This window comes from Prescottella equi (genome assembly GCF_020171745.1).
Classification (GTDB): Bacteria; Actinomycetota; Actinomycetes; order Mycobacteriales; family Mycobacteriaceae; genus Prescottella; species Prescottella equi_A.
On sequence record NZ_JAIVAH010000007.1, the window covers coordinates 84,414 to 98,132 of the forward strand.

Genomic DNA, 13,719 nt, shown 5'->3' on the forward strand with positions numbered 1-13,719 from the left:
TCGCTCCCCTCGGTGCCGGAATCGTCGATGTTAGTGTGGCGATCGATTCGAATCCGGGGGGATTATGAGCGAGCCTTTACACGTCGACGTCGATGCGCTGCGGGGACTGGCGAAGTCCCTGCGCGACATCTCCGCCGACATCGGTGCCATCGACGTGCCCGCGACCACCGCGATGCCGGGTTTCCGGATCGCGTCCGTGGCGCGCGATGCGGAGGCCGCCGTCCTCGACGCCTACCGGGGCCTCGGCGAGAGCATCGGTTCCATGGCCGCGGCCGCCGACGCGAACGCGACCGGGTACGAGGCCGCCGAGCACGCCTTCCGTGAGCAGCTCACCCGCTACGACGCGGGCCGCTGATGCTGATCAGCGAGGTCCGAGCGGCCCGGCCGGAATCCATGGTCGCGTTCGCGGACGTGCTCGGGCGGGCCAACATGGCCTTCGTCGACGCGCTGACGGCATTCGACCGTTCGGTCGACGACGTCGAATCCCGCTGGAAGGGCGACGCGGCCACCGCCGCGGCGCTGCGCGCGCTGTCCGAGCGGATGTCCGGCACCCACGTCGAGACGGCGGTCGCGGATTTGGCGGGCCCGTTCGCCGACTACGGTCTCCGGCTCGAGGACACCAAGGCCTCCCTGCTCGCGATCGTCGACCAGGAGGCTCCGGCGGCCGGGATGACCGTCGCCGACGACGGGACCGTCACTGCGCCGACGATGTACGGACCGGACGCCGTCGCGGTCGGTATCGCGCAGGGTGCGCTCGACGACGCCGCCGGGTGGTTTCGCACCCGCATCCGCGAACTCCTCACCCAATTGGCGACGCTCGACGGCGAGGCCACGGCCGCGATCGGCGACGCAGTCGCCCAGCTCGCTCAGCTCCGCCGGTCACCGGACGGCGGCCCGATCGGCGCCGCCGTCACCGACATCGTCTCCGGCGCCGCCTCGCTGCCGACGGATCCCCATCGGCTGCAGGACTTCTGGGAACAACTCACGCCGGCGGAGAAGGATGCGCTCTACGATCACGACCGGTTCATCGGCAACCGGGACGGCCTCCCCCACGTCGATCGCGATCACTACAACCGCCAGAACCTCGGCGAGATGCGGACCGCCGCGCAGCGCGAACTCGACCGGATCCTGACCGTGCCGGACGCGTTGTATCCCGACCGGGAGGACTGGAATCGGGCCGTCGACGACGCCCGCTCGACGCTGGCCGACCTCGACACCGTCGCCGGACAGGTCGACGCCGAGTCCCATCCCCCGCGGTATCTCACGCTCATCGACGACCACGGCCGCGTGGCCGTGGCGATCGACAACCCGGACACCGCGGACAACGTGGCGACGTTCGTTCCCGGGACCGGCGCCAACCTGGGCGATCTGCCGAACGGCGTCGATCGCTCGCGCGCGATGTACGACGCCGCGACCATCGCGGATCCCACGAAACGCACCGCTGTGATCAGCTGGTACGGCTACGACGCGCCACAGAACGCGTTCACCCAGTCGCCGTTCGAGCGGTACGCGGACGCCGCGGCGGAACCGCTGGACCGCTTCCAGGACGGGCTGCGCGCCACACACACGGGTGCCACCGCCTCGTCCAACACCGTGATCGGACACAGCTACGGCACGACGGTGATCGGTCACGCGGCGAGCGACGGCCACGTTCTCGACGCCGATCGGGTCGTCCTCGTCGCGAGCCCGGGGGTAGGCGTCTTCGAGGCGAGCGAACTGTCTCTCACCGGCGTCGATCCGGGCGCGACCGGAGACCGCGTGTTCGCGACGACCAACGCGCACGATCCGATCCGGCTCACACCCGACCAGGTGCATCTCACGAAGCCGATCGACGAGAGTTTCGGGGCCCGCGTGTTCACCGCGGACGAGGAGTCGAGAGGGCCGTGGTGGATGGCGGGGAACGATCTGAGCCTGCACAGCACGTACTGGGACCGTGACAACCCCGCACTGTCCAAGATGGGGCGGATCATCGTGGGGCAGGGGGAGGAGGTCTCGTGAGACTGTGCACCGGAATCACCGCCGCCGTCGTGGCGGCAGCCGCGCTGACCGGCGTCCTCACGGCCTGCTCGAGCGAACCGGGAGATACCGCCACCCCGACCATCCAGGAGGAAACCATGAGTTCACCGCTCACCGAGGCCGACGCGCGGGCGGCGGTCGAGAAGTACCTCTCGGGGACGCTGGCGGTCCTGCCCCCACAGATCTCCTTCTCGCTGCAGCACCCCTCGGCCGCACACGCGAGACTGTCGGGCGGCGGCAGCGTTCCGTGCAACGACGCGGACTACGGCCCCGACGCCGATCTGACGTTCGGCGTCCAGTACTGGGTGATCGGGGTCCCGGAATCCGAGACGGCACGGTATCTGGGCGTCTTCGAGGACGCGTGGCAGCGCCAGGGCTGGTCCACGGACACGAGCACCGACGACGGACCCGGACGTCACGTTCGGGCCCTTGCACCGGACGATTACAGGTTCATCGTCACCGACAACGGTCAGGGCATCCTGACGGTCGGCGCGAGCTCACCGTGTTTCCCCGGTGGAACCCGCGACGGTGGATCCATGCCGACCGACATCACCCACCCGTGACGCCGTGATCGACAAGGGATTCGAGCAGTTCGGCGCCACGGTTCGCCGCACCCAGGACACGGTCGAACGACTGCGTGGCCAGGCCCGGAGCGGCGGGGTGTCCATCGAGGTCGATGCCGGAAACCGGATCACTGCAATCGAACTCGACCCGCAGACGGTGCGGGCCGATGCCGATCGCCTCGCGGAGCTGATCCGCAGCACCTACGCGGCAGCCGTCGCCGACCTGCAACCACGCCTGCGCCACGCGCTCGCCGAGGTCACCGGCGATCCGCGAGTCGCCGGTCTGAACCGGTGGATCGCGGCGCAGGGACAGGGGACCGGAGGGCCACCGCCGGCGCCGTCCCACGCCGACAGTGACGAGCCCAGCTACCTCGAGCAGCGCGGCGGAACCATCTTCGAACGATGACAACGCCGACCGCTCAGCGCGCGACCTCGGTGAGCCGACCCGTGGCGACGTCGAACACGAAGCCACGCAACGACTCCGTGAGAGTCACGAAGGGGCTGGACTCGATCCGGCGCAGCGACTGGCGGACGTCCTCGCCGAGGTCGGGGAAGGCCTCGGCGGACCAGTTCGGCTTGATGCCTGTCTCGTCCTGGATGTCGCGTTTGAAGGCGTCGTCGGTGAACGTGAGCATGCCGCAGTCGGTGTGGTGGATGAGGATGATCTCCCGCGTCCCGAGGAGGCGCTGGCTGATCGCGAGCGAACGGATCTCGTCGTCCGTGACGACGCCGCCCGCGTTGCGGATCACGTGCGCCTCACCGGCGCCGAGTCCGAGAATCCGGTACACGTCCAAGCGCGCGTCCATGCACGCGAGCACCGCGACGTGCTTGCTCGGCGGCAGCGGCAGTGGGCCTGTGAACGTCTCGGCGTAGCGCTTGTTGTTCTCGAGGTATTCGTCGGTGACCGTCATCGGCGTCTCCCGGGTTCCGGAGGTCGAGCGGGGGTCGAATGCCCGCGCACGCCTTCCATGATCGTCGCGAGCGCTCGCCCGCGAAACCCTTCCGCTCCCCGCGAGCGGAATAAACGGGTTGCGCGGCGGTTGAACCGGTCATACCGTGGTCGACGTTCGTGTTTCCGATCGATAGGACAGGCCCTTGCTCCTGTAGAGGTGATCCCGCGCCCTGCGCGTCGTGTGCCCCGGCACACGTCTGCGCGTCGTACGCATACCTCTCGGAGCACTCATGGCACAGCCGTCCACGTCCGTCACCCTGTCCGATCTCGCCTTCGCCTGGCCCGACGGCTCCCCCGTCGTCGACGGCCTCGATGCCGCCTTCGGTTCCGGACGAACCGGGCTCGTCGGCCTCAACGGCTGCGGCAAGTCCACCCTGCTGAAGCTGATCGCGGGCCGTCTGCGGCCGGCGCGTGGCTCGATCACCACCCACGGCGCCGTGGGCTACCTTCCGCAGGACCTGACGCTCGATCCCGGCGTGCGGGTCGACGCGATCCTCGGGATCGCCGACGTCCGGCAGGCGTTGGGGCGCATCGAATCCGGCGCCGGGACCGACGACGACTTCGACACCGTCGGCGCGGCGTGGGACATCGAGGAGCGTGCGGTGTCGATCCTGCACCGGCTGGGTCTGCACCGCATCGTCGCCGACGTCGCCGACCTGGATCGCACGGTGGGCGAGTTGTCCGGCGGCGAGACGACGCTGCTCGGCCTCACCGCGCAACTGCTGCGTGAGCCGGACATCCTGCTGCTCGACGAACCGACCAACAACCTCGACGCGGTCAGCCGCGACCTGCTCGACGCCGCCGTGCGGCAGTTCCCGGGCACCGTCCTGCTCGTCAGTCACGACCGCGACCTACTCGACGCCGTCGACACGATCGCCGAACTTCGTGACGGCCGAATTCGACTGTTCGGCGGTAACTTCGGCGACTACCAACAGGCGATCGAGGCGGAGCAGCAGGCCGCGAACGCCGCGGTGCGCGACGCCCGCAGCGACGTCCGCAAGCAGGGTCGCGAACTCGTCGAGGCCCGGATCAAGCTGGATCGTCGTGCGCGCTACGGGAAGAAGATGTTCGAGAACAAGCGCGAACCCAAGATCGTGATGGGCATGCGGAAACGAGCCGCCCAGGAATCGGCGGGCAAGCTGCGCGGCAACCACATCGAGAAACTCGACGATGCCAAGCGCGCCCTGACCGAGGCGCAGGACCGGGTCCGCGACGATCGGGAGATCCGCATCGATCTCCCGGACACGACGGTGCATCCGGGACAGCAGGTGATCGAACTCGACGGCGCCCGGCTGCGGAGCGGGCAGAGTCTGAACCTGACGGTGACCGGACCCGAGCGGATCGCGCTCACCGGCCGCAACGGCATCGGCAAGACGACGGCGCTGCAGGAGATCGTGCGCGCCGGCACCCGGGTTCCGTTCGGCCTCCTGCCGCAGCGCCTCGACATCTTCGACGAGCAGATGTCGGTGGCGGCGAACGTCGCGACTGCGGCGCCGCACGCGTCCGGCGAACGGATCCGGGGCAGCCTGGCCCGGTTCCTGTTCCGCGGCACCGAGGCCGATGCCCCCGTCGCGACGCTGTCCGGCGGCGAACGACTGCGCGCCGCGCTCGCGCTGCTGCTGACGGCGGAGCCCCCGCCGCGGCTGTTGCTGCTCGACGAGCCGACGAACAACCTCGATCTACCGTCGCTGGCCCATCTCGTGCAGGCGTTGAACGAGTTTCGTGGCGCACTGATCGTCGTGAGTCACGATCGGCAGTTCCTGCGGGACATCGGCATCACGCGTCGACTCGAGCTGAACGAGGAGGGGCTGACGGAACCCGAGTTCGCCCCCGAGGCCGAGAACCGTCCGAACCGGTCATGACCGACCACCCGCGCTGTTATCGTCTGTCCGACCGACAGCGATCTCGTGGGGGCTTTGTGCAGGAAGAACTTTCGACGAACAACGATGTCCCCGGACCGCCGCGGCGGATCGGCGTCGTCGAGGACCACGCCTCGGTGGTCATGGGCCTCGAGGCGATGCTGGCCGGCGAGCCGGATCTGATGATCGCCGCGACGGGCGAGACCGTCGACGAGCTGCTCGGCCGGGGCGTCGATCTGGATCTGGCGATCCTCGATCTACGGCTGGCCGACGGCTCGTCGCCCATGGCCAACGTCGAGCAGTTGCGGGCTGCCGGGGTCGAGACGCTGGTATTCACCGGCGCGGAGAATCCGTACCTGATGCGGCTGGCGGCACGGGCGGGTGTGCTCGGCATCGTGCGCAAGTCGGAGCCTCCGGCGGCGGTCGTCGCGGCGGTCCACGCGGCGGCGCGGGGCGAGCAGGTGGTCACGACCGAGTGGGCGGCGGCCATCGACGGCGACCCCGATCTGCTCGACGCCGGGCTCAGTCCACGGCAACGCGAGGTCCTCGAGCTGTACGCGTCCGGGTTCAAGGTCAACAGTGTGGCCACCCGGACCGGGCTCGCCCCGCACACGGTCGTCGACTACCTGGGACGCATTCGCGCCAAGTACGCCGAGGCGGGACGCCCGGCGCGGACCAAGACCGACCTGTACATGCGCGCGCTCGAGGACGGCTACCTGCCGCTGCCCCAGCACCCCGATCACCGATGACCGCACCCGCGATCCCGGGCGTCGACCTTCGGCCGCACCACGAGGCGTCCGACCGCATCCGGGTGATGTTCGCACGCTTCGTGAGCGCCGGATTCCTCTTCTATCTCCTGCTGTTGGCTCCGACGATCGTCACCGAATCCTCCCGGATGGAGGGCTGGTGGACCCCGCTGGCGCTCGTCGCGACGTTCGGGACCGCCGTCGCGATGGGGGTGACGTCGTTTCTCGGCAATCCCCGGATTCTTCGATTCGCGTGCGGGGCGACGGCCATCGGCTATCTCGTCGCGGTGGCGACGTGGCCGCTCGCCTGGATCGGTCCCGTGTACGAGGACGGGACCGGGATCTGGCTGTCGTCGTTTCCCGGCGTCGCCAGCATGGCCGCAGCGGCCGCGTGGCGTCCGGTGTACACCTTCGCCCACCTCGTGATCTCGTGCGTCGCGGTGCAGACGCTCAACCAGGTCGTGCGTGCCGAATCGTTCCGCAGCCCACTGATTCCCGACATCCTGTTCGCCGTCATGTTCTGCACGATCTTCGTGGCGGCGGCCGTCATGGCCCTGCGGACGGGACGGGTCCTCGACGAGACCATCACATCGACCCACCGGGCCGCGGCGGTGGCCGCGGCCAACCACGCCCGGACCGTCGAACGCGAACGGTTCGATGCACTGATCCACGACGGCGTCATGGCGACGCTGCTGTCCGCAGCCCGTCAGGGGGCCACTTCCGGTGTCGCGGCGCAGTCCGCGGCCACCCTGCGGCAACTCGATCAGCTCGCCTCCGACGGTGGGGCGGCAACCGACTTCGGCATCGCGACGGCGCTCGCTCACATCAGGTCGGCGGTCACCGACGTGGACGAGAGCCTCACGATCGAAACCGACGTCCGGACCGACGGCGCACTGCCGTCGGACGTGGCGCGCGCGATCGCCGCGGCGGCCGCGGAAGCCGTGCGCAACAGCGTGCGTCACGCCGGGGACGGTGCCGTCCGAACGGTCGCGGTCGAGGTCACCACGGACTCCGTCGACGTGCGCGTCAGCGACGACGGTGCGGGATTCGTTCCCGGGGCCGTTCCGCCGCACCGCCTCGGGCTGGCGGTGAGCATCCACGGCCGCATGCGCCAGTTGGACGGAGGGTCGGCGCACGTGACCTCGCGCCCCGGCGAAGGCACCGAGGTCCGACTCGAGTGGAGGCGACCGTGACCGCACACGAGCCCGAATCCCAGGATGTGCGTGCACTTCTGGGGATGCACACCGCGGCGGCGCGGTTCATCGTCGCGTTCTATGCGCTCACCTACACGGTCCTGGCGGTCACTTCGACCGAGGGCGTCCGATCGATGTGGCCGATCGCCGCCACCGTCGTACTGATGACGGTGGGCGCGCTCCTGTTGATCGTGGTTCCCGGCGATCCGTTGCCGGTTCCGGCCGCGATCGCGCTCGCCGCCACCGGCCCGATAGCCGTCGCGCTCGTCTTCCCGGTGCTTCCGGTGCCCGTCGCCAGTCCGCTCCAGACGTGGCCGTTGGGCGCCGCGACCGCGCTCTACACCTTCATGTGCGTGCGCGGCGGTACGGCGTGGGCGTGGGCGGGATCGATCGGCATGATCGGCGCGTGCGTCGTGTGGGCGGCCGCGACCGGGCAGGGCGCGGTGCACGGCATCGCAATCTCGATCATCAATCTCGCACCGCTGTTGATGTCGACGTTCTTCGCCTACACGATCCGGCCGGCCGCGACCGCGATCTTCCAGCTGCGCCGACAGTCCACGACGCGCACCGAGGCCACGTCGGCGGCGTCCGCGGTCCTCGCCGAACGGGACGCGCAGTTGCGTCGGCTCGATGCACTGGCCCGTCCGCTGCTCGAACGGATCGCCTCGGGTGAGTCGCTCACCGCCGAGCAGCGCCTGGCCTGCCAACTCCTGGAGGCCCATCTGCGCGACACGCTGCGGGCTCCCGCACTGGCCCGACCGGCGGTCGCGGCGGCGGCACGTGCGGCGCGCGGCCGCGGCGTGGACGTCGTACTGCTCGACGACCGCGGGATGGACGGGACCGATGCCGGCGTGCAGGAGCTGCTCGTCGCGTCGGTGGCGGATCGACTGGACGCGGTCGCCGCGGGGTCGGTCACCGCACGGATCCTTCCGCCGGGTCGGAATGCCCTCGCGACGGTGCTGGTCAACTCGGGCGGGGAACTGCAGCAGGTGGAGTTCGGCCACGACGGGCGCCCGATGTCGCCGGAGCCCACCGCAGCCACGGTGCACTGATCCGTCAGCCGCGCTAACGGTGCCCCCATTTCAGGGGTCCACCAACATCCGTCTCGGCGCGAGCGAGACTTCCCAATAGCGTCGCTTCCGACGATCCGCTGGAGGGGGAAAGCATGACATCGACGCTCGACGACGACACTCTTCGCAGGCCGACCCTGTCGCCACGCGAGGTCGAGGTCCTGCGGTGCTGGATCCGGCACGACAGCAAGGCGGCCGTCGCCACCGAAATGTTCATCACTGTCGCCACCGTCAACACCCACCTCATGCGTATTCGCGGCAAGTACAGTGCGCTGCACCGGCCGGCGAACACGAAGGCCGCCCTGTTCGCGCGGGCGCTCCAGGACGGGTTGATCGGCATCGACGAGGTCTGACGCCGCCGGCCGGAGTGAGTTCGCCCACAGCGCTCCCGGATCCGGCGTCGAACTAGCACGGCATGCATCGACGGCACTAGCGACCAAGGTCCCGGATCGTCGCCCCACCGGCCACACGCGCCCCAAACAAACTGATTGCGCTACTTCACTTTCCGGGCCCCGAACGACGGCGTCCGGGAATGCCGGAATTGCCCGTAGCCTGGGGGCGACGAGCCGAGAGGTAGACGCCGTGAATGCCACCGAGACAACCCCGCCCGACCGCGCGAGCATCGACACCACGGATCACATCCGCGCGGCACGGGAGGCACGTTCGATCGCCGAGGAGGCTCGCACGAAGCGGCGGCGCAACCGGCGGATCCTGCTGATCGTCTGCTCCGTGCTCGCTGCACTCGGCCCGGCGACCCTGGCACTGTTCATCGGTGTGCCGGCCAACGAGACCCTCCGCATCCTCCTCTTGACCGTCGTTCCGGTCGCCGTCGCATATGTCCTGCTGCGACCGCGCTGACACCCGAACCGGACTATTCAGGAAAGCCTGTTCAGGTGTTCACATGACTCGATAAACTCGACATCACCGATCCCCTCGCCCCCAGGAGGGCAGTGTGGCTGTCGAAGTGGCTGTCCAATACACGGGCGGGCAAAGCCAGATCGTCGCGATGCACATGAGCGACGGCATCATCAATGCGCCGACGTCGGCGCTGTTCTGGGCCGTCGCGATCGCCGGCGTGAGTATTGCGATCTGGCGCGCCCGAACCGAACTGACCGAACGCACCGCGCCGATGGCCGGGCTGGTCGCGGCCTTCATCTTCGCAGTCCAGATGATCAACTTCCCGATCCTGCCGGGCGTGAGCGGCCATCTGCTCGGCGGCGGGCTCGCCGCGATCCTGGTGGGCCCGTACACGGGCGCGCTGTGTATCGCGATCGTGCTCACCGTGCAGTCCCTGCTGTTCGCCGACGGCGGCCTCACCGCCCTCGGCGCCAACATCACCAACATGGCGTTGGTCGGCACGGCCGTCGGCTACGCGGTGGCCGTGGCTCTGCGGCCACTGCTCGCTCGACGCGGCGACGCCGGCATGGGTGTTCTGGCGTTCGTGTCGGCCTGGTGTGCAACGGTTCTCGCTGCCTCGATGTTCGTCGTCGAGTACGCGATCGGCGGTGACGCGGTGACTTCGCTGCACACCGTCGCGGCGTACATGTTCGGTACCCACGCACTGATCGGAATCGGCGAGGGCATCATCACCGCATTCACGGTGGTCGCGGTCGCGCGGGCCCGCCCCGACCTGGTGTACCTGTTGCGATCCCAACCCGACCGCACGAACGCGAAGGGGGCGATGTCGGCATGACGACGTCCACCCGCGCCCGGTCCCGGTTCCTGATCGGCTTCGCGATCGCGGCGCTGCTGATCGCCGGCATCCTTTCGTACTTCGCCAGTTCCAGCCCGGACGGCCTGGATTCGGCCACCCAGCGCGGCTGCGAGGTGGTCGAGGTCGACGGCGGGGAGCAGTTGGTCGGCGACTGCATCGCGCAGGGCGCCACCGATCATCACCTCTCGTCGTCCCCGCTGGCCGACTACTCGATCCGCGGCGACTCTGCGCTCACCGGCGTGGCCGGGGTGCTGGGGGTCATCGCGGTGTTCGTGGTGGCCGGGCTGCTGTTCCGGGCCCTCGCGCGCCGCCGTCAGGGGCCGTGACGTGTCGGGTTCGCACACCCATCCGCTCTATCTCGAAGGGGCGTCCCCGGTCCACCGACTGCCCCCCGAGGTGAAGATCCTGGCGGCCTTCGTCGGGGTGTTCGCCGTGGTGGCGACACCCCGGGAGGCGTTCTGGGCATTCGGGCTATACCTCGTGATCCTCGTGGTGGTGTGGCAGATCGCGGGGATCACGTTGCGCTGGTTGGCTCCCCGCATGCTCATCGAACTCCCCTTCGTCGTGCTCGCGGTGCTGCTGCCGTTCGCGGAGGCCGGCGACCGGGTGACGGTGCTCGGGCTCTCGCTGTCCGAGCCCGGCCTGCTGGCGGCGTGGAACATCCTCGTGAAGGGCACCATCGGTGTGCTGGTGTCGCTGACGCTCGCCGCGACCACCCCGGTGCGCTCGCTGCCTGCCGGGCTGTCGCGCCTGCATCTGCCGGGCATCGTGGTCACCGTCGCGACGCTGATGCTCCGGTACGTCAATCTGCTTGCGGGCGAGATCGACCGGATGCGGATCGCGCGCGTCTCCCGCGGCGATGATCCTCGGACCCTGCACCAGGCGGGTGCCACCGCGCGCGGCGTCGGTGGGGTATTCCTCCGCTCGTACGAGCGGGGCGAACGCGTCCACCTCGCAATGCTATCGCGCGGTTTCACCGGCACAGTGCCGCTGCACGCGCCGCCGGCCCGGCGCCGGGACTGGTGTGTCGCGCTCACCCCGGCTGTGTGCGCGGTCGCGGTCGCCGTCACGGCCTGGGCGGTGTGAGATGCCCACTCCCGCAATCCGAACCGACGGTCTCGTCTTCGACTACCCGGACGGCCGCCGGGCCCTCGACGGCGTCGACCTCGAGATCGCCGCCGGTGAGCGCGTCGCGATCCTGGGGCCCAACGGCGCCGGCAAGACCACGCTGATCCTGCAGCTCAATGCGGTGCTGACCGCGACCTCCGGTGCCGTGCAGATCGGGGATCTCCCGGTGGCCCGCGAGAACCTGCGCGAGATCCGACGGCGCGTCGGGGTGGTGTTCCAGGACCCGGACGACCAATTGTTCATGCCGACGGTCGCCGAGGACGTCGCGTTCGGCCCCGCCAACTTCGGGGTGCGCGGCGGCGAGCTCGAACGTCGCGTCGCCGAGGCCCTCGCGCAGGTCGACATGACCGACCACGCGCAGCGCAGCGCCGGGCACCTCTCCGGCGGTCAGCGCCGACGCGTCGCGCTCGCAACGGTTCTCGCTTGCCGACCGGATGTGCTGGTGCTCGACGAGCCGTCGAGCAACCTCGATCCCGTCGCCCGGCGCGAACTTGCCGACGTGCTCATGGGCCTCGACACCACCCTGCTGCTGGTCACCCACGACCTGCCCTATGCCGCCCAGTTGTGCCGCCGTGCGGTGATTCTCGACGAGGGACGCGTGGTCGCGGACGACCGGATCGAACGCGTGCTCGGCGACGCCGAACTGCTGGCGGCGCACCGGCTGGAACTGCCGTGGGGCTTCTCGCTGCCGGCCTCGGCTCCGGAGTGTTGAGGAACGTCGGACCGGGCGGACACGCCATCAGCGCAAACTCACGCCGCTTCGGCAAGAGTGACGTCGGCACCCGCGGCATGACTTGGGTCTTTGCACGCGAGAGGACCGGGCCTTCTTCACCCAAGTCGGGTGAAGAAGACAGCACGCGGAAGGCACGACAATGGCCGACGAGACGGAATCGACGGTGCACGGAATCCACACGTCGCCTGGGCCCGGGGCCCTGGGCGGCAGGCTTCCGATTGCTCATCTGCGAGAGGCAACCAATGTCCCAGATCATGAACGACGACACACCGGAACTCACGGGTACGCTCCCGCCGCTGGTCTCACAGATCAACAACGGCAACTGGCTGCCGCAAGCGGAGGCCGAGTCGCTGCGGGCGGAACTCTTCTATCAACGAGCGGTACACGCCTACATGACGATGCAACCGGCGTTGAACGTCATCGGCATGCGTGACGGCTCCGAGAAGGCCTTCGGCCGCGGCTACCACATCCTGCCGATCTGGAAGAACCGCATGGACAGCCGGACCTGGGTACCGACTCCCAATGCGGACGTCATCTACTCGATGAACTACCTCGACCTGAAGGAATCCGGCCCACTGGTCGTCGACGCACCATCGAACGTCATCGGAATGTTCACCGACTTCTTCCAGCGCACCCTCACGGACGTCGGTGCGATCGGTCCCGACCGCGCACGCGGCGGCCTCTATCTGCTCCTGCCGCCGAACTACGACGGCCACATCCCTGGCGGCTACTACACGGTCACGTCGTCGACGTACAACGTGTTCCTGTTCTTCCGTACCGTGATGGGCCGAGGCGACGGCGAACCTGACCCTGCCTCGGCGGTCGCGGTCGCGGAACGTACACGAATCTTCCCCCTGTGGACGCCGGAGAAGGACGTCCCGGCCATGCAGTTCCCCAATGCCAGTGGCCGGCGTCTGAACATGATGTACCCGAACGACTTCGAGTACTGGATGAAGCTGAAGGCATTCGTCGACTACGAGCCGGTTTCTGCTATCGATCTCGAGTTGCGTGGTGTGCTCGCCTCTATCGGGATCATCAAGGGCAAGCCCTTCGAACCGCAGGACTGGGAGCGCGCCGCACTCGAACGAGCCGTATCCGACGCACCGAGAATGATCCTCGCGCTGGCCCAGCTCGGCCGTCAAGACAACCGCAATTACTACTACGACGATCGTCGATGGCAGGTCGCTTGGGCCGGTGGCACGGCCGAGTGGATGCAGGACAGCTACCTCGACATCAACACCCGTGCCCGGTTCTTCCAGTACGCCTACTCCTCCGCCCCCGCGATGAACATTCATTCCACCGGCGCCGGATCGAAGTATCCGTTCACCTATCACGACCGGGATGGCGAGTACCTCCACGGTAGCCACACCTACAAGTTGCACCTTCCGCCGAACGTGCCCGCCAGCTTGTTCTGGGCGACAACCGCCTACAACATCACCGACGGCACGATGCCGGAAACCGATCAGCTACTGCCCTCGACCAACAGCTACTACGACATCCCCCACAACGACGACGACTCGCTCGACATCTGGTTCGGCCCAGAACAACCCGACGGTGTCGCCGATGCCGCATTCGTGAAGACGGTCCCCGGTCGCAATTTCATCGTCGCGCTACGTCTCTACGGCACCGAGGTCGCCTTCTACGACCAGATCTGGCGACCAGACGATCTCGTCAAGATGGACTGATCGCTGCGATCTGCTCCCCGCCCTGCCAACCTCTACACACCGTCGAACATCCCGATCTCC

The 13,719-nt window shown here is 68.7% G+C and carries 16 protein-coding genes; 15 read left to right on the plus strand and 1 reads right to left on the minus strand.

Going from position 1 to position 13,719, the window contains the following annotated elements:
• The first annotated feature begins 64 nt into the window (after window positions 1–64).
• The 4 genes from LCL87_RS05510 to LCL87_RS05525 are packed head-to-tail and all read left to right on the plus strand — an operon-like array spanning window position 65 to window position 2,985.
• Window positions 65–355, plus strand: coding sequence for a hypothetical protein (locus tag LCL87_RS05510; protein ID WP_225017481.1), 291 nt, complete (start codon window positions 65–67; stop codon window positions 353–355).
• Window positions 355–1,998 (plus strand): alpha/beta hydrolase, encoded by a 1,644-nt coding sequence (locus LCL87_RS05515; RefSeq protein ID WP_225017483.1) that lies wholly within the window; start codon window positions 355–357, stop codon window positions 1,996–1,998. The genes LCL87_RS05510 and LCL87_RS05515 overlap by 1 nt, the downstream gene beginning before the upstream one ends.
• A complete protein-coding gene (locus LCL87_RS05520; protein ID WP_225017485.1) occupies window positions 1,995–2,579 on the plus strand; it encodes a hypothetical protein in 585 nt (194 codons plus the stop codon). Before LCL87_RS05515 ends, LCL87_RS05520 begins: the two co-directional genes overlap by 4 nt.
• Before the next feature lie 4 nt (window positions 2,580–2,583).
• Window positions 2,584–2,985: a YbaB/EbfC family nucleoid-associated protein gene (locus LCL87_RS05525; RefSeq protein WP_225017487.1), complete on the plus strand. Its 402-nt coding sequence runs from the start codon at window positions 2,584–2,586 to the stop codon at window positions 2,983–2,985.
• A 13-nt stretch (window positions 2,986–2,998) separates the two neighbouring features.
• Here LCL87_RS05525 and LCL87_RS05530 read toward each other — a convergent pair whose 3' ends face one another.
• Window positions 2,999–3,490 carry a beta-class carbonic anhydrase gene (locus LCL87_RS05530; RefSeq protein ID WP_225017490.1) on the minus strand — a complete coding sequence of 164 codons (492 nt, stop codon included), beginning with the start codon at window positions 3,488–3,490 and terminating at the stop codon, window positions 2,999–3,001.
• A 271-nt stretch (window positions 3,491–3,761) separates the two neighbouring features.
• Between LCL87_RS05530 and LCL87_RS05535 the strand changes: the two genes are divergently transcribed.
• From LCL87_RS05535 to LCL87_RS05585, 11 genes are all read left to right on the plus strand, one after another.
• Window positions 3,762–5,393 (plus strand): ABC-F family ATP-binding cassette domain-containing protein, encoded by a 1,632-nt coding sequence (locus LCL87_RS05535; protein ID WP_225017491.1) that lies wholly within the window; start codon window positions 3,762–3,764, stop codon window positions 5,391–5,393.
• A gap of 140 nt (window positions 5,394–5,533) precedes the next feature.
• Window positions 5,534–6,139: a LuxR C-terminal-related transcriptional regulator gene (locus LCL87_RS05540; RefSeq protein WP_225017887.1), complete on the plus strand. Its 606-nt coding sequence runs from the start codon at window positions 5,534–5,536 to the stop codon at window positions 6,137–6,139.
• Window positions 6,136–7,329 carry an ATP-binding protein gene (locus tag LCL87_RS05545; RefSeq protein WP_225017493.1) on the plus strand — a complete coding sequence of 398 codons (1,194 nt, stop codon included), beginning with the start codon at window positions 6,136–6,138 and terminating at the stop codon, window positions 7,327–7,329. Before LCL87_RS05540 ends, LCL87_RS05545 begins: the two co-directional genes overlap by 4 nt.
• A complete protein-coding gene (locus LCL87_RS05550; RefSeq protein WP_225017496.1) occupies window positions 7,326–8,381 on the plus strand; it encodes a DUF8320 family protein in 1,056 nt (351 codons plus the stop codon). The genes LCL87_RS05545 and LCL87_RS05550 overlap by 4 nt, the downstream gene beginning before the upstream one ends.
• A gap of 113 nt (window positions 8,382–8,494) precedes the next feature.
• Window positions 8,495–8,752 (plus strand): LuxR C-terminal-related transcriptional regulator, encoded by a 258-nt coding sequence (locus LCL87_RS05555; protein ID WP_225017498.1) that lies wholly within the window; start codon window positions 8,495–8,497, stop codon window positions 8,750–8,752.
• 229 nt (window positions 8,753–8,981) lie between these two features.
• Window positions 8,982–9,257, plus strand: coding sequence for an ABC transporter permease (locus LCL87_RS05560; protein ID WP_225017500.1), 276 nt, complete (start codon window positions 8,982–8,984; stop codon window positions 9,255–9,257).
• Window positions 9,258–9,405: 148 nt separating this feature from the next.
• The gene (locus LCL87_RS05565) at window positions 9,406–10,092 is read left to right on the plus strand and encodes an energy-coupling factor ABC transporter permease (RefSeq protein ID WP_225017889.1); all 687 of its coding nucleotides are present in this window, start codon (window positions 9,406–9,408) and stop codon (window positions 10,090–10,092) included.
• The gene (locus LCL87_RS05570) at window positions 10,089–10,439 is read left to right on the plus strand and encodes a PDGLE domain-containing protein (protein WP_225017502.1); all 351 of its coding nucleotides are present in this window, start codon (window positions 10,089–10,091) and stop codon (window positions 10,437–10,439) included. Before LCL87_RS05565 ends, LCL87_RS05570 begins: the two co-directional genes overlap by 4 nt.
• A gap of 1 nt (window position 10,440) precedes the next feature.
• Window positions 10,441–11,199 carry a cobalt ECF transporter T component CbiQ gene (gene cbiQ / locus LCL87_RS05575; protein ID WP_225017504.1) on the plus strand — a complete coding sequence of 253 codons (759 nt, stop codon included), beginning with the start codon at window positions 10,441–10,443 and terminating at the stop codon, window positions 11,197–11,199.
• 1 nt (window position 11,200) lies between these two features.
• Window positions 11,201–11,953 (plus strand): ABC transporter ATP-binding protein, encoded by a 753-nt coding sequence (locus LCL87_RS05580; protein WP_225017506.1) that lies wholly within the window; start codon window positions 11,201–11,203, stop codon window positions 11,951–11,953.
• Between the two features lie 275 nt (window positions 11,954–12,228).
• Entirely contained in the window at window positions 12,229–13,659 is a 1,431-nt protein-coding gene (locus LCL87_RS05585) for a DUF1254 domain-containing protein (RefSeq protein WP_225017507.1), read from the plus strand.
• The last annotated feature ends 60 nt before the right edge of the window (window positions 13,660–13,719 follow it).

Coding starts and splice junctions, on each gene's coding strand:
- LCL87_RS05510 (WP_225017481.1), top strand. CDS start 65: ATGAGCGAGCCTTTACACGTCGACGTCGATGCGCTGCGGGGACTGGCG.
- LCL87_RS05515 (WP_225017483.1), top strand. CDS start 355: ATGCTGATCAGCGAGGTCCGAGCGGCCCGGCCGGAATCCATGGTCGCG.
- LCL87_RS05530 (WP_225017490.1), bottom strand. CDS start 3,490: ATGACGGTCACCGACGAATACCTCGAGAACAACAAGCGCTACGCCGAG.
- LCL87_RS05535 (WP_225017491.1), top strand. CDS start 3,762: ATGGCACAGCCGTCCACGTCCGTCACCCTGTCCGATCTCGCCTTCGCC.
- LCL87_RS05540 (WP_225017887.1), top strand. CDS start 5,534: ATGGGCCTCGAGGCGATGCTGGCCGGCGAGCCGGATCTGATGATCGCC.
- LCL87_RS05545 (WP_225017493.1), top strand. CDS start 6,136: ATGACCGCACCCGCGATCCCGGGCGTCGACCTTCGGCCGCACCACGAG.
- LCL87_RS05555 (WP_225017498.1), top strand. CDS start 8,495: ATGACATCGACGCTCGACGACGACACTCTTCGCAGGCCGACCCTGTCG.
- LCL87_RS05565 (WP_225017889.1), top strand. CDS start 9,406: ATGCACATGAGCGACGGCATCATCAATGCGCCGACGTCGGCGCTGTTC.
- LCL87_RS05570 (WP_225017502.1), top strand. CDS start 10,089: ATGACGACGTCCACCCGCGCCCGGTCCCGGTTCCTGATCGGCTTCGCG.
- LCL87_RS05580 (WP_225017506.1), top strand. CDS start 11,201: ATGCCCACTCCCGCAATCCGAACCGACGGTCTCGTCTTCGACTACCCG.
- LCL87_RS05585 (WP_225017507.1), top strand. CDS start 12,229: ATGAACGACGACACACCGGAACTCACGGGTACGCTCCCGCCGCTGGTC.